At 72.4% G+C, this 19,374-nt stretch carries 20 protein-coding genes; 10 read left to right on the forward strand and 10 right to left on the reverse strand.

The genetic code is table 11. The features are described 5' to 3' along the window. Window positions 1-22 precede the first annotated feature (22 nt). On the forward strand, window positions 23-859 hold the full coding sequence (locus IE247_RS12870; protein WP_190123186.1) for a pentapeptide repeat-containing protein: 837 nt from the start codon (window positions 23-25) through the stop codon (window positions 857-859). Window positions 860-958: 99 nt separating this feature from the next. On the opposite strand, the gene IE247_RS12875 is transcribed toward IE247_RS12870, so the two are convergent. Beyond that, on the reverse strand, window positions 959-1,810 hold the full coding sequence (locus IE247_RS12875; protein WP_190123187.1) for a lysozyme: 852 nt from the start codon (window positions 1,808-1,810) through the stop codon (window positions 959-961). Between the two features lie 232 nt (window positions 1,811-2,042). Here IE247_RS12875 and IE247_RS12880 point away from each other — a divergent pair, with 232 nt between their 5' ends. Further along, complete coding sequence (locus IE247_RS12880; protein WP_190123188.1) at window positions 2,043-2,525, forward strand: MarR family winged helix-turn-helix transcriptional regulator; 483 nt, start codon at window positions 2,043-2,045, stop codon at window positions 2,523-2,525. 25 nt (window positions 2,526-2,550) lie between these two features. On the opposite strand, the gene IE247_RS12885 is transcribed toward IE247_RS12880, so the two are convergent. Beyond that, entirely contained in the window at window positions 2,551-3,336 is a 786-nt protein-coding gene (locus IE247_RS12885) for a hypothetical protein (RefSeq protein WP_190123189.1), read from the reverse strand. Window positions 3,337-3,710: 374 nt separating this feature from the next. On the opposite strand from IE247_RS12885, the gene IE247_RS12890 reads away from it, so the two are divergent. Genes IE247_RS12890 through IE247_RS12910 form a run of 5 tightly spaced genes read left to right on the forward strand, consistent with a single transcriptional unit; the run spans window position 3,711 to window position 9,363 of the window. Beyond that, window positions 3,711-6,530 carry a sensor histidine kinase gene (locus IE247_RS12890; RefSeq protein WP_190123190.1) on the forward strand — a complete coding sequence of 940 codons (2,820 nt, stop codon included), beginning with the start codon at window positions 3,711-3,713 and terminating at the stop codon, window positions 6,528-6,530. Then, a complete protein-coding gene (locus IE247_RS12895) occupies window positions 6,527-7,009 on the forward strand; it encodes a roadblock/LC7 domain-containing protein (protein ID WP_190123191.1) in 483 nt (160 codons plus the stop codon). The genes IE247_RS12890 and IE247_RS12895 overlap by 4 nt, the downstream gene beginning before the upstream one ends. After that, window positions 7,006-7,431, forward strand: coding sequence for a DUF742 domain-containing protein (locus tag IE247_RS12900; protein WP_190123192.1), 426 nt, complete (start codon window positions 7,006-7,008; stop codon window positions 7,429-7,431). Before IE247_RS12895 ends, IE247_RS12900 begins: the two co-directional genes overlap by 4 nt. Continuing rightward, a complete protein-coding gene (locus tag IE247_RS12905; protein ID WP_190123193.1) occupies window positions 7,412-8,077 on the forward strand; it encodes a GTP-binding protein in 666 nt (221 codons plus the stop codon). The genes IE247_RS12900 and IE247_RS12905 overlap by 20 nt, the downstream gene beginning before the upstream one ends. Window positions 8,078-8,106: 29 nt before the next feature. Continuing rightward, window positions 8,107-9,363: a styrene monooxygenase/indole monooxygenase family protein gene (locus tag IE247_RS12910; RefSeq protein WP_190123194.1), complete on the forward strand. Its 1,257-nt coding sequence runs from the start codon at window positions 8,107-8,109 to the stop codon at window positions 9,361-9,363. Here IE247_RS12910 and IE247_RS12915 read toward each other — a convergent pair. From IE247_RS12915 to IE247_RS12925, 3 genes are all read right to left on the reverse strand, one after another. Continuing rightward, complete coding sequence (locus IE247_RS12915; RefSeq protein ID WP_190123195.1) at window positions 9,291-10,517, reverse strand: C40 family peptidase; 1,227 nt, start codon at window positions 10,515-10,517, stop codon at window positions 9,291-9,293. The two genes, IE247_RS12910 and IE247_RS12915, sit on opposite strands and share 73 nt — an antisense overlap. Window positions 10,518-10,647: 130 nt before the next feature. Then, window positions 10,648-10,965, reverse strand: coding sequence for a DUF8847 domain-containing protein (locus IE247_RS12920; RefSeq protein ID WP_190123196.1), 318 nt, complete (start codon window positions 10,963-10,965; stop codon window positions 10,648-10,650). 51 nt (window positions 10,966-11,016) lie between these two features. Next, complete coding sequence (locus IE247_RS12925) at window positions 11,017-11,427, reverse strand: MerR family transcriptional regulator (protein WP_190123197.1); 411 nt, start codon at window positions 11,425-11,427, stop codon at window positions 11,017-11,019. A 254-nt stretch (window positions 11,428-11,681) separates the two neighbouring features. Between IE247_RS12925 and IE247_RS12930 the strand changes: the two genes are divergently transcribed. Continuing rightward, on the forward strand, window positions 11,682-12,215 hold the full coding sequence (locus IE247_RS12930) for a DinB family protein (protein ID WP_190123198.1): 534 nt from the start codon (window positions 11,682-11,684) through the stop codon (window positions 12,213-12,215). 35 nt (window positions 12,216-12,250) lie between these two features. Here IE247_RS12930 and IE247_RS12935 read toward each other — a convergent pair whose 3' ends face one another. The 3 genes from IE247_RS12935 to IE247_RS12945 form a co-directional block, all read right to left on the reverse strand. Further along, window positions 12,251-12,808: a hypothetical protein gene (locus IE247_RS12935; protein WP_190123199.1), complete on the reverse strand. Its 558-nt coding sequence runs from the start codon at window positions 12,806-12,808 to the stop codon at window positions 12,251-12,253. 122 nt (window positions 12,809-12,930) lie between these two features. Then, window positions 12,931-13,656, reverse strand: coding sequence for a TetR/AcrR family transcriptional regulator (locus IE247_RS12940; protein ID WP_190123200.1), 726 nt, complete (start codon window positions 13,654-13,656; stop codon window positions 12,931-12,933). Window positions 13,657-13,705: 49 nt separating this feature from the next. Beyond that, on the reverse strand, window positions 13,706-14,644 hold the full coding sequence (locus tag IE247_RS12945; RefSeq protein ID WP_190123201.1) for an AurF N-oxygenase family protein: 939 nt from the start codon (window positions 14,642-14,644) through the stop codon (window positions 13,706-13,708). Window positions 14,645-14,895: 251 nt separating this feature from the next. Between IE247_RS12945 and IE247_RS12950 the strand changes: the two genes are divergently transcribed. Further along, window positions 14,896-15,792, forward strand: coding sequence for an ADP-ribosylglycohydrolase family protein (locus IE247_RS12950; protein ID WP_190123202.1), 897 nt, complete (start codon window positions 14,896-14,898; stop codon window positions 15,790-15,792). A gap of 105 nt (window positions 15,793-15,897) precedes the next feature. Continuing rightward, window positions 15,898-16,515, forward strand: coding sequence for a Uma2 family endonuclease (locus IE247_RS12955; RefSeq protein ID WP_190123203.1), 618 nt, complete (start codon window positions 15,898-15,900; stop codon window positions 16,513-16,515). Between the two features lie 3 nt (window positions 16,516-16,518). Here the strand turns inward: IE247_RS12955 and IE247_RS12960 are convergent, their stop codons facing one another. Both IE247_RS12960 and IE247_RS12965 read right to left on the reverse strand, forming a co-directional pair. Continuing rightward, a complete protein-coding gene (locus tag IE247_RS12960; RefSeq protein ID WP_190123204.1) occupies window positions 16,519-17,979 on the reverse strand; it encodes a penicillin-binding transpeptidase domain-containing protein in 1,461 nt (486 codons plus the stop codon). Beyond that, complete coding sequence (locus IE247_RS12965) at window positions 17,976-19,355, reverse strand: FtsW/RodA/SpoVE family cell cycle protein (RefSeq protein WP_190123205.1); 1,380 nt, start codon at window positions 19,353-19,355, stop codon at window positions 17,976-17,978. Before IE247_RS12965 ends, IE247_RS12960 begins: the two co-directional genes overlap by 4 nt. Between the last annotated feature and the right edge of the window lie 19 nt (window positions 19,356-19,374).

Below are 19,374 nucleotides of genomic sequence, written 5' to 3' on the forward strand. Positions count from 1 at the left end.
CGCGGGCCCGCACAATGGGCCGATGGGATCGGTCACTGGCCGGGCCTCCCGGGCCGGGCACGGGCTGAAGGCCGACTGCGCGAACTGCGCGGGCCTGTGCTGTGTCGCCCTCCCCTTCTCCGCGTCGGCGGACTTCGCCGTGGACAAGAGGGCCGGAGAGCCGTGCCGCAATCTCGGCGAGGACTTCCGCTGCGGCATCCACACCCGGCTGCGGCCGAGCGGATTCACCGGCTGCACCGTCTACGACTGCTTCGGCGCGGGCCAGAAGGTCTCGCTGGTCACCTTCGGCGGCGCCGACTGGCGGCGCTCCCCGGCGACGGCGGCCTCGATGTTCGAGGTCTTCCCCGTCGTACGGCAGCTCCAGGAACTGCTCTGGTATCTGACCGAGGCGCTCACCCTCGCCCCCGCGCGCTCCCTCCACGCCGAGCTGCGGCCGCTGCTCGCCCGGACCGAGGCCCTGACGCTGCTCGGCCCCGAGGACCTCGCCGCTCTCGATGTCGCCGCCCACCGGCAGCGGGTCAACACCCTGCTGCTCCGTACGAGTGAGCTGGTCCGGGCGGGGGCGGGCGGCGGCCGGAAGAAGAAGGACCGCAGGGGGGCCGACCTCATGGGGGCCAGGCTCAAGGGCGCGGATCTGCGGGGCGCGAGCCTGCGGGGCGCGTATCTGATCGCCGCCGACCTCCGGGGCGCGGATCTGAGGCTGGCCGATCTGATCGGGGCGGACCTGCGGGCCGCCGATCTGTCGGGGGCCGATCTCACCGGCAGCATCTTCCTCACCCAGCCGCAGGTGAACGCGGCGCGCGGCGACGCCGCCACCTCGCTGCCGCCGGCACTGGACCGCCCCGCGCACTGGTCCTGAACCGCATACGGGTCCTGAACCGCATACGGGTCCCGGGCCAGGGGGGAAGCGCGGGGCGGCCGTTCCGGGACGGCCGGCCGCCAGGACGGGGTGGGGCGGTCAGCCGTTGGCGAGGGCCACGACCCGGTCGTGGGCCCCGTTGAATTTGTTGTGGTCCCCGACGTGGGGCCCGGACGAGGTGTACTGCCACATCGTCTGCGCGCTCCAGCCGGCCGGGAGCGTCCCGGGGGTGGTGTTGTAGCGGGCGATCCACAGCGGATTGCTCGCGCCGAAGCCCGCGTAGTCCCCGGTGCACTGCGTCCACCAGCTCGTCGCGGTGTAGATCACCGGATCCCGTCCGGTGCGGGCCTTGTACCGGTTCAGAAAGTCCCGGATCCAGGTCACCATCCCCGACTGGGACTTGCCGTAGCAGGCGTCGCCGTACGGATTCCACTCGATGTCGAGCGCCCCCGGCAGGGTTCTGCCGTCCCGGGCCCACCCTCCGCCGTTGTCGGCGAAGTAGTCGGCCTGGGCCGCGCCGCTCGTGGTGTCGGGGGTGGCGAAGTGATACGCGCCCCGCACCATTCCGACGCCGTAGGAGCCGTCGTACTGCTGCGAGAAGTAGGGGTTCTTGTAGTAGGTGCCCTCGGTGGCCTTCACATAGGCCCACTTCACCCCGCTGTTCCACAGGGTCGGCCAGTCGACGTTGCCCTGGTGGCTGGCGACGTCGACGCCTTCCGTCTGGGCCACGCGGCTTTCCGGCGGCAGGCCGCCCTGGCCGTCGTGCTCGATGACCCCGATGCCCAGATGGGCCGAGCCCCGGGGCGGGGCCTCGGAGGCGCCGGCCGGGCCGGGGAGGGTGAGGAGGAGGGAGAGGACCGCGAGGAGAGCGCCGGCCGTCGCCAGGAGCGAGCGGCGGGGTCTCCCCGACGAGCTGAGGGGAACGGTCGTTCCGGATCTGTGCACGGACATAGCGTGCCTCTGAAGACCTTCGGTGGGGGGATATGACGATGAACCGACATACCGCGATGGAGCAATATGGTGTGGGCATGTCATATAGGACGCTACGCGCGGAGAAACCCGCCCGGGAAGGGGAGCGAAGTGCCGCCGTTGGTCTATGCCTGCGAAATACTTAACGAGCTGCGGCTATCGGTGCCGTTGGCGGAAACTTTCAGGATTCGGAAAGCGTACGAGGGGTGCTGACGTGCACGGAAGCGGTACGGGAAGCGAGGTCGAAGCCCGGGAGGAAAGCGGGGCGGATCCGGTATTCCTCGCACTGGAAAGGGAGTTGGCCGTCTTCCACCGCCGCGCCAGGGCCTCGGCCGGTGAGATGGCCCGTCAACTCCACCCCGATCTGGAGGCCGCCGCCTACGGTCTTCTCGTCCGGCTTGAGGAGTCGGGCTCGCTGCGCGCCACCGATCTCGCGGGGTATTTCGGCGTCGGCAAGGCGACGATGAGCCGCCAGCTCCGCGCCCTTGAGGAGCTGGGCCTGGTGGTCCGGGAGCCCGACCCGGCGGACGGCCGGGCGTCACTCGTACGGCTCACCGAAGAAGGTCTGACCCGGTTCCGCCGAGTGAGGGACGTCCGCCGCGAACGCTATGTCGCCAAGCTCGCCGGCTGGGACCGCGCGGAGATCTCGGAACTGGCCCGGCTGCTGCATCAGCTGAACACCCGCGCGGAGGACTGAACGCCGGGGCCGCCGGATCCCCCTCTCAGAACTCCGCCAGTACCGCCGTCGCGTCGTCGTGCGCCTTCCCCCGGGCCGTGCCCTCGCGCACCGCCGACGACTCCAGCTCCCGCACCCGGTCGATCAGCCCCTGGCTCCCCTCCTTGCGCAGCACCCCCAGACACTGGGCCCAGTCGCCCCGCCCGAACATCTCCACCCACCGCGAGGCCCCGTCGGTCAGCGCCGCCACCGAGCGGACCGCCGCCATCGGGGTGCGGCCCGTCACCGCGCGGGCGGCCACCCCCGGGTCCGCCGCCGCGGTGAAGAAGCCGCCCTCCGCGTTGCGCAGCGCGTCCGCCGAGGCGTGGGTGCGCAGCGCCTCGCGGGGCAGCCGGTCGAGCCGGTCGTCCAGCACCGCGCGCACCTCGCCCTCCGGCGACTCGATCAGCAGCACCGAGTCCGAGAGCACCAGATGCTCCAGATCGCCGGAAGGGCCTCCCCAGCGGGCGAGGACGACCGTTGCCTGTGGAGTTCGAACGTGAGAAAGGTCACAGCTCTTACGGTGGGCGTCGGCGGTGCGCCTGATTGCCTCGGAGAGAATCCCGGCCAAGGGCGTATCCGGCCGAGAAGCGGACAGTTCGAGCAGCGCGCCCCCGAGCCGGGCGGTGAACCAGGGGACGCCGTGCTCACAGCCGTACTCCCCGCTCGGAGGAGTCACCCCGTCCAGCACCACCAGTGATCCTCCCTGGCCCGACGCGGGCAGGGCCACGGATGCCCAGTCCTCGTTGGGGCGTTCGGGTGAGCCGGGGGAAGTGGCCAGATCCATGCGCATGGACCCCAGTCTGCATGACTCGTTCACGCGTCCTGCACAAACGCACAAACAATTCGTACGGGCAGGTCAGCGGGTGTTCGAAAAGCCTGACGGACCATCGGGTGAAGCTGCGGGCGCGCATCCTGCCAAAGCCCGGCCGGAAGATCCAGTCAGCGTCCGCGGAATGCCTCCGACGGCAACCGAGAGGAGTTGTTTGCCAACTCCCCAGTGATGTTCACTCGTTCAGGTGGCGGAGCGGCCGATGCGCGCCTCCCTTCCCAAATGCACTGGAATGGTCTTATGTCGTGCCAGGGGTGGGATCACGTGTGTGACCGGTCGTCATCTCTGCTTCACGGTTCAAAAGGTGGACGAGTCAAGCAGGATTGCGAGCACCGGTGCAGAAGAAGCGGCCTCAGGCCCCCCTGGTCCCTGAGACGTATCCGGCACAGGGCCCCGCGCCGGTCCCCGTCGCCGGAGGCCGGGCCAAGCGGGTGCGGAACCGGCTGGTCATAGGCGTGGCGGTCGTCAGCCTCGTCGTCATCGGCGCGGGCGCCCCCGGAATACTGGCCGGCTCCGCCGAGCTGAGCGAGTCCCAGCGGCTGGTCACCCTCGCCGAGCTGAACCGGCAGGCGGTCACCCTCGCCCACTCGCTCTCCGACGAGCGCGACGAGGTCACCGCGTACATCGCCGCCGGACGCGACGAGCAGCGGGGCCCAGAGAAGGACCGCCGCCAGGTCACCGACGCGCGCGCCGCCCGGGTCGACCGGCAGATAGACGAGATCCGCACCGCCGCCCCCGAGGACCGCGCCGAACTCCGCCGCGAGCTGGCCACCGTCCCCTCGGTCCGCCGCACCGCGCTGACCGGCAAGGGCTCCGCGACCGACGCCCACCGGGCGTACACCGCCGTCATCGGCACTCTCCAGGCCCTCGCCGACGAACTCGCCGACATGTCCCCGCCGCGCGCCGCCGGGGCCACCAAAGCCGCCCGCGCCTCCGCCGAACTGGGCCTCGCCGTCGAACAGGCCTCCGCCACCCGGGGGCTGCTGCTGGCCGCCCTCGCCGTGCCCGGCCCCGCGCCGGTCACCGCCGTCGACTCCATCACCGGACTGCCCACCCAGACCGAGGGCGAGGAGAGCGAGGAGGCCCGGCGGGCCCGGGCCGAGCTGAGCGCCGCCGCCCAGCAGGCCCGGGTGCGCGAGCTGGCCGCCCTCGCCGACTTCGACCAGGCCGCCGCCAAGGACGCCCGCGACTCCCTGGCCGCCACCGTCACCGGCGCCGAGGTCAAGTCCGCCGAGGGCTATCTCTCCCGCCTCACCGACCAGCCCGAGCTGTCCGGCGGCGAGCGCGACACCGACCACAAGAAGCTGGAGACCGCCCTCACCGCTCGTATCGAGCAGATGCGCGGCGTCGAGTCCACCCTCGCCTCCCAGCGCATCACCGGCCTCGAACGGCTCCGTGACGACGATGTCACCGCCCTGGAGATCCAGGTCGCCGTCCTCGGCGGCCTGGTGCTGCTCTCCATCGGCGTCTCCGCCGCCGTCGCCCGCACCCTCACCCGCCCGCTCGCCGTCCTCCGGATCGGCGCGGCCCGCCTCGCCGCCGCCCCCGAGAGCGCCGAGCCCATCGGCTTCACCGGCCGCAACGACGAGTTCGCCCAGGTCGTCCGCTCCCTCAACACCCTCCACGGCGCCGTCCGAGGACTCGCCGAACGCTCGGCGGACACCGAGAACGAGCGCGCCCAAGCCGTCGGCTCCCGCGACGCGCTCGCCGCCAAGCTCTCCGAGGCCCGCGCCGAGCTGCGCGAGACCACCGGCGAGCTGACCGCCGAACTCCGGCGGCTGCGCCACACCGTCGACCACACCTTCGTCAATCTCTCGCTGCGCACCCTCGGCCTGGTCGAGCGCCAGCTCTCGGTGATCGAGAAGCTGGAGGAGCGCGAGCAGGACCCCGAGCGCCTCGCCACCCTCTTCAAGCTCGACCACATGGCCACCGTCATGCGCCGCCACAGCGAGAACCTGCTGGTCCTCGCCGGTGCCGAGCACGGCCACGGACATGTGGGCCCGGTGCCGCTGGTCGATGTGCTGCGCGCGGCCGTGAGCGAGATCGAGCGGTACGAGCGGGTCGTCATCCAGTCCCTGCCGCCGCACTCCCAGGTCGCGGGCTTCGCCGCCGACGACCTCAGCCACCTCCTCGCCGAGCTGCTGGAGAACGCCACCTCCTTCTCTCCGCCGGACGCCCAGGTCGAGCTGTCGGGCTGGCTGCTGGAGAGCGGCGAGGTGATGCTCTCCGTACAGGACGGCGGCATCGGGATGACCGCCGGGCGGCTCGCCGAGCTGAACGCCCGGCTGGAGGACCCGCAGGCGTACGAGCTGGCTCCCTCCGGCAGCGACGCCGAGGGGCTGGGGCTCCGGGTCGCCGGGCTGCTGGCGGCCCGGCACGGGGTGCGCGTACAACTGCGCGAGCAGTCGCCCGGCGGGGTCACCGCCGTCGTGGTGCTGCCGCAGGGGCTGCTCCCCGACGAGCCGCCGGCCGAGAGCCCGGCGTCCATGTCGGACACCGGCTCCACCCAGGTCCAGCTGCCGGGATCGGTCGCCGAGGTCAACTCCAACGCCCTGCCCGCCGGTCAGCGCCGGCCGCTGGCCGCCCGGGGGGCGGCGGCCGAGGACTCCGCCGATCCGCTCGTCGCGGCGGCCGAGGCGGCGATCCGCGCCTCGGAGGAGGAGCGGGAGCGGGACGAGACACGGGACGAGACACGGCAGGAGCGGGAGCGGGAGCGGGAGCGGGAGCCCGAGCCGGACACGCACGAGCGGACCGCCGACGGCGACCCGGAGGCTTCCGGGGCCGACGAGCCGACCTTCACCATGCGCCTGCCGGAGCAGCCCGCTCCGGAGAGCGCCGACCCGGAGCCCGTCGAGGCTCCCGAGGTCCCCGAGGTCCCGGCCGCCGTCGCCGAGCCGCCCGCCGCCGGACCCGCGCCCGCCTGGGACCGGGTCACCGACAAGGGCCTGCCCAAGCGCACACCCAAGATCGTCAAGCCTGTCGCCGCGCCGGGCGAACGCACCGGCAGCGTCGACGCCGACGCACTCCGCCGCAAGCTGGGGGGCTTCCAGCAGGCGGCCGACAAGGGCCGCAAGGAGGCGGAGGCGGAGATCGCGGGCACGACCGGCACGACCGTCCAAGAAGCGGGGGACACAGTCGAGGAGGCACGCAGTTGACCGCGACCGGCACGTTCGGCCTGAGCAGTGAGGCCCGCAATCTGCACTGGTTGCTGAGCAATCTGGTGGAGGAGGTGCCAGGACTGCGCTCGGTCGCCGTCGTCTCGTCCGACGGACTGCTGCTGCTCTCCTCCGACCCGGAGCAGAACACCGCGAGCGCCGCCCGGCAGGAGAGCCAGAGCCCCAGAGGCTCCAGCGCCGATCTCGCCACCATCGTCTCGGGCATCGGCAGCCTCACCATCGGCGCCGCCCGGCTCATGGACGGCGGCGGCGTCAAACAGACGATGGTCGCCATGGAGGGCGCCTGCGTGTTCATCATGTCGATCAGCGACGGCTCACTGCTCGGGGTACAGGCGGAGGCCGACTGCGACATGTCGGTCGTCGCGTACCACATGGGACTCTTCGTGGGGCGCGCCGGACACGTCCTCACCCCCGAACTCCGCAGTGAACTCCGCCAGTCCCTGGAGGGCTCCCTGTGACGGCCTCACCGCCCCCGCCCTCCTCGACCCCCGCCGGGCTACCCGTGCGCGGCGAGGGCCGCCGCCCCGCCCGCGTACGCCCCTACTCACTCACCGGCGGCCGCACCCGCTTCGGCCATGTGCTGCTGGTGGAGACCTTCGTCGCCGCCCTGGAGGCTCCGGAGGAGCGCCGGGAGCTGCCCAAGGGCGATCTCTCCAGCCGGGTCATGCCCGAGCTGCGGGCCATCGTGGAGCTGTGCCGAAGAATGCGTACGGTCGCCGAGATCTCGGCGATCCTCAAGATGCCGCTGGGCGTCGTCAGGGTGCTTCTCAGCGACCTCGCCGACCAGGGAAAGATCCGTGTGTACGGCACCGGGCACGGCCCGGGACGGCCCGAACGCGCACTGCTCGAAAGGGTGCTGAGTGGACTCCGCCGCCTCTGACACGCTCGGCTCCGGCATACGGGGCCCCGAGCCCCTGCCCGACCCGCGGCCCGATCCCGCCGAGGACGGCCTCCAGGCCTGGCAGCTCGACCACACCCGGGCCCCCACCGCCGCCAAGGTCGTGGTGGCGGGCGGCTTCGGCGTCGGCAAGACGACCTTCGTCGGCGCGGTCTCGGAGATCACCCCGCTCCAGACCGAGGCGCTGATGACCCAGGCGAGCGAGGAGACCGACGATCTCTCCGCCACGCCCGAGAAGCTCACCACCACCGTCGCCATGGACTTCGGCCGGATAACCCTGGACGAGGACCTGGTGCTGTACGTGTTCGGCACACCCGGACAGCAGCGCTTCTGGTTCATGTGGGACGACCTCGCGCGCGGCGCGATCGGCGCCGTCGTACTCGCCGACACCCGCCGGCTGTCGGACTGCTTCCCCGCGCTCGACTACTTCGAGAGCAGCGGGCTGCCCTACCTCGTCGCCGTCAACCATTTCGACGGATCGGAGCTTTTCGCGACCGAGGATGTGCGGGAGGCCTTGACCATACCGGTACATGTACCGATTGTGATCATGGACGCACGCAACCGGACCACCGTGATCGAGTCCCTGCTCGGACTGGTGGCCCACGCGCTCGAAACCACTCCCGAATAGCCGAGACAGACGAAGGTGACTCCCCCCGGATGCGGAAGATACTGATTGTCGGAGCCGGTCAGTCCGGCCTCCAGCTCGCCCTCGGCCTCCAGTCGAAGGGCTACGACGTCACACTGATGTCCAACCGCACGGCCGAGGAGATCCGCACCGGCCGTGTGATGTCCACCCAGTGCATGTTCCACACCGCCCTCCAGCACGAGCGCGACCTCGGCATCAACTTCTGGGAGTCCCAGGCCCCGAGGATCGAGGGCCTCGGCGTCTCCGTCGCCGGACCGGAGTCCCAGCGGCTCGTCGACTGGGTCGGCAAGCTGGACGGCCACGCACAATCCGTCGACCAGCGCGTGAAGATGGCCGGCTGGATGGAGACCTTCGCCCAGCGCGGCGGACAGCTCGTGATCCACGGCGCGGCCGTCGGCGACCTGGACTACTTCTCCCGCGCCTACGACCTGGTCATGGTCTCGGCCGGCAAGGGCGAGCTGGTCTCGATGTTCGCCAGGGACGCCGCCCGCTCCCCGTACGACGCCCCGCAGCGCGCCCTCGCCGTCGCCTATGTGCACGGCATGGGACCGCGCCCCGAGCACCCCGAGTTCGACGCGGTCCGCTGCAATCTGGTCCCCGGCGTCGGCGAGCTGTTCGTCATGCCGACCTTCACCACCTCCGGCCGCGCCGACATCCTCTTCTGGGAGGGCATCCCCGGCGGACCGCTCGATGTCTTCCAGGGCGTCAAGGACCCGGCCGAGCACCTGAAGCTCACACTCGAACTGCTGGAACGTTTCCTCCCCTGGGAGTACGCGCGTGCCTCCAAGGTCGAGCTGACCGACTCGGGCGCCACCCTGGCCGGCCGCTACGCCCCCACCGTGCGCAAGCCGATCGGCCGGCTGCCCGGCGGCGGACTGGTCCTCGGCGTCGCCGACGTGGTCGTCGCCAACGACCCCATCACCGGCCAGGGCTCGAACTCCGCTTCCAAGTGCGCCGCCTCCTACCTCCGGGCGATCGTGGAGCACGGGGACAAGCCCTTCGACGGCGCGTGGATGCAGTCCGCGTTCGACCGCTACTGGGAGACCGCCCAGCACGTCACCAAGTGGACCAACACCATGCTCGCGCCCCCGCCCGAGCATGTGCTGAACCTCTTCGGCGCGGCCGGACAGCTCCAGCCGGTGGCGGACCGGGTCGCGAACGGCTTCAACGACCCGGCCGACTTCGAGAACTTCTTCTACGACCCCGCACTCGCCGGGGAGTACCTCGCCGAGGTCACCGCCTCGGCGGGCGCCTCCGCCGCCGAGTAGCCCGTGTCGTCCCCCGCCGCCGCGCCCTCGGGCAGCGGCGGCGGGACGTACGCGCCCTCGCCGAGCACCGCGCCGTCCGGATCCGGCCGCACCGCCCCCAGCACCGGATTGGCGGCGACGGGGGAGACCTTCACGACCGCGCCCGGGCGGGGGGCCTGGACCACCGTCCCGTCGCCCAGATAGATCGCCACATGGGTCGCCCCGGGGAAGTAGACCACCAGATCGCCGGGGCGCAGCTCGCTCAGCGGCACCCGGGTCAGCCGCGCCCACTGCTCCTGGCTGGTACGCGGGATCCGCAGCCCGGCCGCCGCCCACGCCTGGGAGGTCAGCCCGGAGCAGTCGTACGACCAGGGCCCCTCCGCGCCCCACACATACGGCTTCCCGATCTGCTCGACGGCGTACCGCACCGCCTTCGCGCCCCGCTCCGTCGGCCGCCGTCCGAAGGTGCTCGGGCCGCCCGCCGCCATGACCTGATCCCGTACCCCCGGCGAGGTCAGCCGGGCGATCTGGGCGGCCGTGAGGGAGGCGAGGGACTCCTCCACCGCCCTCAGCCGCCGTGTCGCGGTGTCCCGCGCCCGCTTCCGAGCCGAGGCCAGCTCCCGTTCCCGCGCGAGCGCGGCGCGCGCTTCCCGTTCGAGAGCGGCCGCCCGCTCGGCCCCCTTCTCCAGCCGGGCGGTGGTGGTGAGCCGGTGGGCGGCGGCCCGCTCCAGCAGATGGGCCTGGGCGAAGGCCTGGTCGGGGTGGCGGGCGAGGAGGGCCCTCAGCAGCGAGGACAGCTCGGAGTGCCCCTGGTACTGCTCCCGCGCCAGCCGGCCCGCCGCCACCCGGCTCCGGCCCAGCTCTTCCCGCGCGCGCGTCAGCTCCCGCCCGAGCCGGGCGGTCCTGGCCCGCTGGGCCTTCAGCCGCCGCTCGGCGGCGCTGTGGGAAGCGCCCGCCTCCTCGGCGTCGCGGTACAGCGTCTGGAGCCGGGTCAGCGCCTCCGGCACGGCCTCGGCCCCGGGCCCGGCGGCGCCCTGTTCGCCCGGCACGGGTACGGCGGCGTCCCCGGGCCGCCGCTCGGCGGCGGCCGCCCAGGGCGGAGCGGGGGCGGCCGTGACCGCCACGGCCGTCACCAGCGCGGCCGTGCACACCGTACGCAGCAGTCCGCCTGACACCACATCACCTCCGGTCGCCGGGCGGCCGGTCCGCCCCACGCACCGATCGTGCGGGGCCGCCACCCGGGCCGCCCCGCCGGTGGCCGGATCGGCGCAACCCGGTCACCCGTCGGGTCGGAGTCCGCCCCGGCTACGGCGTGTCGGCTCGTGTGCCGCTGCCGCCCCCGCCGCTTTCGCCGCCACCGCCCGGCTTGGACCACGGCCACTTCAGCTCGCGCCGCTCCCGGCCGTCGGGCGCGTAGACGTACTTCCACCCCCGCTGAAGGCCGAGCCGCTTGGTGTACCCGAGGGGCTCGCGCCGGTAGGCGTGCGCGGTCGGCGGGCGGCCGTCGTCGTTCGGCACGGGGATCTCGTACCACTTCGGCGGGTGGCCGGTGGGTCCGACGAGCACGGGCAGTACGCGCCCGTCCAGCGGACCGCCGACAAAGGGGGTGTTCTCGCTTCTCACACCGGCCAGTCTCGCCCAGCCCCGGCCCCGGCCCGCCACCGGGCGCGCGGATCAGCCGACGGGGCCGCTGACAGGGGCACTGACGGTGCCGCCGACGGGACCGCCTTCGGGGCAGACCACGTCGAGATACTCCGAGAGCGCGTCCCGGTTGCGGGTCAGACACTCGATACGGCGGGTCATCCGGTCGCGCTCCCGCTCCAGGGTCCCGATCATCTCCGGTGTCGCGTCGGGGAAGTGGATGATCCGGGGCTTGTCCAGACAGGGCAGGATCTGTTTGATGATCCGGGTGGGCAGCCCCGCGTCCAGCAGCCCCCTGATCTGGAGCACCCGGTCGACGGAGGGCTCGTCGTAGTGGCGGTAGCCGTTCGCCGCCCGGGTGGCGAGGATCAGCCCCTGTTCCTCGTAGTAGCGCAGCAGCCGGCGTGGGGTTCCGGTGCGTTCGGACAGCTCTCCGATGCGCATGTGACCGCCCTCGCGTCTCGTCGTCGCTTGACCTTCACATCAGTGTTAGCGTTCGAGCATACGCGGCATGACCGCAGGCACGGCTCGAACCGCCGCTCCCGGCTCCGCCGTTCCCGACTCCGCTGTGGCGGACGGGAAGCTTCCGCATCCCGTCCCTCATCGTGGTGGCCGTCGCCCGCCGCCACGGCTTCCCGGCGCGCCGCCCCTGATCAACTCCTCGCCGCCGTCAAAGCCGTTGTGGCAGGCTGGAACCCATGCCCACACTGCCCGACGGACGCGTCACCCCGCCCCCGCACGCCGACGAACGCACCACGCTCGAAGCCTGGCTGGACTTCCAGCGCGAGACCCTGGCACTCAAATGCGCGGGCCTCACCGAAGCCCAGCTCCGGACCCCGGCCGCCGAGCCCTCCACACTGACCCTGCTCGGACTGCTCCAGCATCTGGCCACCGTCGAACGGCTCTGGTTCCAGCGCGTTTTCGCCGGACTCGACGTCCCCGAGCTGTACGGGGGGCGCGCGTCCGGCGGCGGATTCGCCCTCGATCCTGAGCGGGGGTACGAGGAGGTCCTCGCCGTCTGGCGCACGGAGACGGCTCGCAGCCGCGAGCTGAGCGCCGCCGCCGAGTCACTGGACGAGACCGGCGAGGCCGACGGGCGGGCGGTGGATTTCCTCGGCTCCACGACGGTCTCCCTCCGCTGGATCCTCACCCATGTGAACCAGGAGTACGCCCGGCACAACGGGCACGCGGATCTGCTGAGGGAACGCATCGACGGGACCGCCGGCTTCTGACCCGCCGGGGCCCGGCGGGTCGGCGGCTCGGCGGATCAGCGCCGGGTGGCCAGCCGGACGACGGCGCCGGCCGCCGCGCCCAGGACGAGAAGGATCCACCAGCTCGGTTGCAGCAGGTAGTACACGAAGGCGAGGGAGATGAGCGAGCAGTAGACCGCCGCCGCCACGGACAGCACGAACTGGGGTTTGGCGGGTCCCGCCCGGTTGAGGCGGACCAGGAGGGCGATCAGTACGGATGCCCAGAGGAAGGCCTCCTCCTTGCCGAAAGTCAGGCTGACGGCGAGATCGTTGGCGAAGAGGAACCAGCCGTACTCCGTCAGTTCACTGATCGGGATGAAGAAGACGGGACGCTCCTCGGCCAGGTGGCTCGGCGAGAGATTCTCGTAACGCTCGAAGAGCAGCAGGAGCGTCAGCCCCACCGCGTGCGGGATGCCGGTCGCCAGGCCGACTGCCCGCCGCCGCAGAACCGTCGCCTTCGAAGGCTCTTCCTGTACGGGCGGTCGGGGCGGCAGCGGCGGCCGGGGAGGGAATGCCGGTACGGGCGGACCGGCGGGGTCGGGCCGGTCGCCGGGGTCTGCGGGGCGCTCGTCCATGGGCTCAACTTCCGTACTGCTCAGTGGAGTTCAAGGGTGCGCGCAGCGTACGCCCGGAGCGACGGGCGAACCAGTGGAGAGCTCGGCGCACGGGGGCGTACCCGGCGCGCACCGGGCGCTCCCTAGGACAGATTCGCCGCCCCGCGCAGCGTCGCCCCCACCCGGCGGGCCAGCCGGGCCGCGCGGCCGTCGCCGGGCTCCAGGGCCAGCAGGCCGCGCACCGCGGCGGCGGTCTGGGCGTCGGTCGTCGCGGAGGCGGCGAGGAGGGCGATCAGATGGTCGATGAGCCAGTCGCGCAGCTCCTCGGCGGGTGGCTGCTTGTTCTCGTCCAGCCAGATCAGCGAGGCCGCCTCGACCGCCGCGATCCAGGTGCGGACGAGCATCCGCAGCCGGGGTCCCGGGCGGGCGGCGGCGAGGTGGACCAGGATCTGGTCGGCGGCGGTGCGCCGGACCTCGTCCACGATCGCGGTCGTACGGGAGGTCTCGGCCATGCTGCCGCCGCGCAGCAGTGCGCTGAAGCCGGTGTCGCGCGCGTCCACGAAGGCGAGATACCGGTCGAGGAGCCGCGCAAGACGCTCCGTCGGCGGCCCGGACGGCGGCTCGGTCAGACATCGCCGCAGCTCGTCCGCCGCCGAGCGCAGGGCCGTCTCGTACAACTGCTGTTTCCCGCCCGGGAAGTAGCGGTAGACCAGCGGCCGTGACACCCCCGCCGCCTCCGCCACGTCGTCGAGGGAGACCTCCTCCGGCGGCTGGTGCGCGAAGAGCCTGAGCGCGGCGGTGAGCAGCTGCCCCCGGCGTTCCTCGACGCTCAGCCGTCGGTACGCACGGGTGGTCACGGGTGTCGTCATGCCTGAAAGCCTAGGGCTTGGCTATGACATCGAACGCCGTCGCCCCTGCTCACGCCAGCAGCCCCGAGCTTCTCCACAGCCGGCGGCCGGTCCCGCCCAACACCCCTATGTCATCGAGGAAATCGGTCAGCCGGCGCGCCCCCGAACGCATCACCTCGCGGCGGTGTCCGCTCGCGCGCACCTGGGCGACGGCCTCGCGCCGGTCTAGGCCCACCTCCGTGTACACCCGGGGGTTGATGAAGCAGACCGAGAAGACCCGCGCCGCCTCGCCGCAGCTCACCCGGGTCAACTCCCGTTCCCAGCGCGGCGCGGTCGCCATCTGGCGGCGCAACTCCTCCCGCGCGTACCGCACATGGCGTGCCTCCTCAACCACATGGATCCGGGTGATCCCCCGGATCAGCGGCTGGACCCGCTCGTCGGGGAAGGTCAGCCGCTGCATCCAGTCGAGGATCTCCTCGCCGAGCAGGGTGGCGGCGAAGGAGCCGGGGGTGGTGGAGACGGTCTTCAGGACGCGGGCGATGTCGTGGTAGCGCCGGGGGACGGGGTACGCGGGGGCGCCGACGCGCTCGATCATGCGGGCGAACATCATGGAGTGCCGACACTCGTCCGCGATCTCGGTGAGTGCGTAGCGGACGTGTTGGCTGGTCAGAGGCTTGTCATAGATGTGCCGGACCAGCAGCTGAATGAGGATGACCTCGAACCAGATGCCGAGCGAGGCCAGCGAGGCGGCCTCGTGCCGGGACAGGTCCCGGCGCTGTTCCTCGGGCATCAGCCGCCACAGCGGGGTGCCGTGGAGGGAGACCAGCTCCGGCGGGAGGAACCATTTGCCGTCCTCGAAGGGCGCGTCCCAGTCGAGCTCCCGGTCCGGGTCGAAGGAGTGCTTGGCGGAGGCCTCCAGCAGTCGGCGGGCGACCGTTTCGCGGTCGCGGAGCGGGCCGAGCGCGTCGTACCGGAGGCGTGGGTCGCGGGTGCCGGTGGTCGTCGTCATACGGGCGGCCCCTCGTGGGCGTCGGCCGGGGCGCGGGCGCGCCCCCGGTCATCCCTTATGAGACTCCCCGTCAGCAAGCTCGTCAACACCCGGCGAGAACCCGGCGAGAACCCGGCGAGAACCCGGCGGAAGCCCGGCGGGAAAACGCCCGGAGACCGCCCGGAGACCGTCCGCGCGCGGGACGGAAACGGCCCGGTTCCCGGCCGGGGCGACGGATGTACGGAGCGTGTCCGCTCCGGCAGCATGGCGTCATGACCTCGACCGTTACCCAGGCCAACCGTGAAGCCGCCCTCCGCAGCCTCCAGGGGCTCGCCCTCGGCGACGCCTTCGGGGAGCGCTGGTTCCCGCCCCTCCGGGACCCCGCCCGCGCGCTCGACGAGATCAGGGCCCGCCGTACCCCCGAGGAGCCCGACTGGCGCTGGACCGACGACACCGCCCTCGCGCTGGCGGTCCATCAGACGCTCTCGCGCTGCGGCGAGATCGACCAGGACCGGCTGGCCGCCGCCTTCGCCCGCGCCTACGAGGACGATCCGGCGCGCGGCTACGGGCAGGGGATGCGTCTCCTGCTGCCCCGGCTGCTGGCGGAGCCCGGGAGCTGGCGGACGCTCGCGCCCCGGCTCTTCGACGGCGGCAGCTTCGGCAACGGCGCGGCGATGCGGGTCGCCCCGCTCGGCGCCTGGTTCTCCGCCGACCCGGACCGCGCCGCCGCGCAGGCCGAACTCTCGGCCCGGGTCACCCACGCCCACCCCGAGGGCGTCGCGGGCGCGGTCGCGGTCGCCGTGGCCGCAGCGCTCTCCGCCCGCCACGCCCTCTCCGTCGACGCCGTCGCCGACCGCACCCCCCTCGGGACCGTCCACGACGGCCTCCGCCGCGCCGCCGCCCTCCCCCTCACCACCCCGCCCCACAAGGCCGCCGCCCTCCTCGGCAACGGCCGCCACACCCGCGCCGACGACACCGTCCCCTTCGCCGTCTGGACCGCCGCCCGCCACCCCCACGACCTCGAAGCCGCCCTCTGGTCCACCGCCGAGGCCCTCGGTGACACCGACACCACCTGCGCCATCACCGGCGGCATCGTCTCCTCCGCCACCGGCGTCGACTCCGTCCCCCCGGCCTGGCTCGCCCGCCGCGAGGCACTCCCCGAGTGGTGAGGGCGTCAATGTGTGCGAGTCTCGCTCACCCGTATGGGCGGCTTTATGGCATCTCTCCTGGGTACGCTGGCACTGCCAGGCAGACTCCGTCGCATGGGAGCAATCATGAGCGCCGCACGCGAGTACGTGCACCACGAGCACGTCGAGTGGCTGCGGCCGCCGGGCGGCGGCTGGACAGCGGACGACCTCGACAAGCTTCCGAATCTTCCTCCGCACACGGAGCTGATCGACGGGAGCCTCATCCTCATGAGTCCGCAGACTCGATTCCACACGCGCACCATCCACTACCTGGTGCACGCGCTGATGTCGCAGGTGCCGGAGGAGTGGGAGGCGATCGCGGAGATGACAGTCAGGCTGGACGAGAGGAATCGTCCCGAGCCGGACGTGCTCGTCGTTTCGGTGGACGCGGACACGGGCGCACGGCAGACCTCGTTCAACCCTGAAGACGTCCTTCTCGCCGTCGAGGTGGTCTCCGCCGACTCCATCGAGCGCGACCGCGAGGTCAAGCCCCACAAGTACGCCCGCGCGGGCATCCCGCACTTCTGGCGTGTGGAGGAGAGCGACGGCCTTCCCGTCGTGCACGTCTACGAACTCGACCCGGCCGCCAAGTCGTACAGCTTCATGGGAATTCACCACAAGCAGCTCAAGCTTGAACGTCCATTCCCCCTGGACGTCGATCTGTCCACGCTGAACCCCCGTCCCCGCCCCCGCCCCACCCCGTAACCCTCACCTCCGCAGCCCCGCCTCCATCACCGCCCGGGCGATCGGGGCCGCGCTGCCGCCGCCGCTGATGTGGCCGCGGACGGCTTCGGCGTCCTCGACGACGACGGCGACGGCGACGGAGGGTTGGACGGAGTCGGGTCGCTGGGCCCAGGAGATGAACCAGGCGTAGGGGGTGCCGGAGTTGCTGAGGCCGTGTTGGGCGGTGCCGGTTTTGCCGCCGACGGTGGCACCGGGGATGGCGGCGGAGGAGCCGGTGCCCTGCTCGACGGCGGAGATCATGAGGCGTTGGAGCTGGTGGGCGGTGGAGGGGGTCATCGCCTGCTGGTAGGAGCGCTGGTGGGCCTGGGTGACGGTGCGGGTGCCGCCGCCGGAGGTGACACGGTCCACGAGGTAGGGGTGTTTGAGGGCGCCGCCGTTGGCGACGGCGGCCGAGACCATCGCCATCTGGAGGGGGGTGGCGGTGGTGTTGAACTGGCCGATGGAGGAGAGCGCGAGCTGGTCCACCGACATATGGGTGTCGAAGTTCGAGGGGACGACGGCCGAGGGGATCCTCAGAGTGTGGTCGTTGAAGCCGAACCGGCGGACCGCCGCGAGCATTCCGGGCCCTCCGACGCGTACGCCCAGCTCGGCCATCACGGTGTTGCAGGACCACTGGATGGCGTACGCGAGCGAGGCGTCGCCGCAGCCGTCCGCCGCGTCGGGGAGGGTGGTGCGGGTGCCGGGCAGGAGATACGGGTCGGGGGTGCCGGTGGGGGCCTCGGGGTCCGTGACCACGCCCGCGTCGAGCGCGGCGGCGGCCGTCACGATCTTGAAGGCGGAGCCGGGCGGATAGGTCTGCCGGATCGCCCGGTTCAGCATGGGCTGGGTGGGCAGGGCATTGAGCCGCGCCCACTCCTCGCGTACCGCCCGCCCGGTGCCGGAGAGGACGCCGGGGTCGTACGAGGGGCTGCTCACCAGCGCGAGAATCCGGCCGGTGGAGGGTTCGAGGGCGGCCACCGCGCCGCGTTTGCCGCCGAGTCCCGCGTACGCGGCCTTCTGCATCGCCGGTTCGAGGGTGGTGACGACCCGCCCGCCCGCGGGCCGGCCCCGGCTGAGGTCGTTCCAGAGCGGGAACGGGGAGAGCAGCGGGTCCGTGCCCGAGAGCATCGGGTCCTCGGCGCTCTCCACCAGGGTGGTGCCGTACGTCTGCGAGGAGAACCCGGTCACCGGCGCGTACAGCGGGCCGTCGGTGTAGGTGCGTTCGTAGCGCAGCTGCTGGCCGCTGTCCCGGGAGCCGGTGACCGGCCGGCCGCCGACCAGGATGTCGCCGCGCGGCTCGGCGTAACGGGCGATGACCGAGCGCCGGTTGGCCGGGTTGCGGTCCAGCGAGCCGGCCTCGATGAGCTGCACCCGGGCCGCGTTGAGCAGCAGTGCGGCCAGCAGGACCAGACAGAGCGCGGCGGCGCGCCGGGCATGGCGGATCACCGGCGCTCTCCCGCCGCGAGGACCAGGGGCCCGCTCGCCTCGGGCAGCGGTCTGCGGGCCGAGTCGCTGACCCGGATCAGCAGCGCCACGATGACCCAGTTGGTGACGACGGAGGAGCCGCCCTGCGCCAGGAAGGGCATCGCCATGCCGGTGAGCGGGATCAGCCCGGTCACTCCGCCGGTGATCACGAAGACCTGGAGCGCGACGATGGAGGCGAGCCCGACGGCGAGCAGCCGCCCGAAGGGGTCGCGCAGACAGAGCCCGCACTTGTAGCCGCGGGCCACCAGCAGCGCGTACAGCAGCAGGATCCCGCTCAGCCCCGCCAGCCCCAGCTCCTCCCCGGCGGTGGCGAGGACGAAGTCCGACTTGGCGGCGAAGCCGATCAGGGTGGAGTGCCCGAGCCCGAGCCCGGTGCCGAGCATCCCGCCCGCGCCGAACGCGAACAGCGACTGGGCGACCTGGCTGGGGCCCTCGCCCGCCTCGATGGAGGCGAAGGGGTTCAGCCAGTCCTCGACCCGCCCGTGCACATGGGGCTCCAGTGTGCCGACGGCGAAGGCCCCGGCCGCGGCGAGGGTGAGCCCCACCGCGATCCAGCCGGTCCGGCCGGTGGCGACGTAGAGCATCACCACGAAGAGCCCGAAGAAGAGCAGCGAGGTGCCCAGGTCCCGTTCCAGCACCAGGACGCCCACGCTGATCAGCCAGATGGCGGCGATGGGCCCCAGCACCCGGCCGGTCGGCAGCTGGAGCCGCCAGAAGCGGCGGCCCGCGAGGGCCAGGGTGTGATGGTTGGCGGCGAGATACGCGGCGAAGAAGACGGCCAGCAGGATTTTGGCGAACTCGCCGGGCTGGAAGGAGAGTCCGCCGACCCGGATCCAGATCCGCGCGCCGTTCACGGCGGGGAAGAAGATCGGCACGGTCATCAGCACCAGCGCCGCGGCGACCGAGAGATAGGCGTACCGCTGGAGCACCCGGTGGTCGCGGAGCACCGCGACGACGGCGATGAACAGCGCGATGCCGAGCGTGGACCAGATCAGCTGGGCGGGGGCGGCGACCGACTCCGGGGTCTCCAGATCGAGCCGGAAGATCAGCACCAGCCCGAGGCCGTTGAGCAGCAGCGCGATGGGCAGCAGCAGCGGATCGGCGAAGGGGGCGCACAGCCGTACGGCGAGATGCGCCAGGAGCGCGAGCGCGGCCAGCCCCGCGCCGTGGCGCGGCATGTCCGGGGGCACGGCGTGATCGCGGGTGACGCCGACGATCGTGTAGCCGAGGACGGTGATGAGGACGGCGCCGATCAGGAGGGAGAGTTCGACGCCGCGCCGCTTGGGCAGGCGGGGGGCGGGCGGGGGAGCGTCCGCGGCCCTCGTCGTTGCGGTCATGCTGCGCAACGTAGCAAGC

The organism is Streptomyces inusitatus (genome assembly GCF_014651115.1).
GTDB lineage: Bacteria > Actinomycetota > Actinomycetes > Streptomycetales > Streptomycetaceae > Streptomyces > Streptomyces amakusaensis.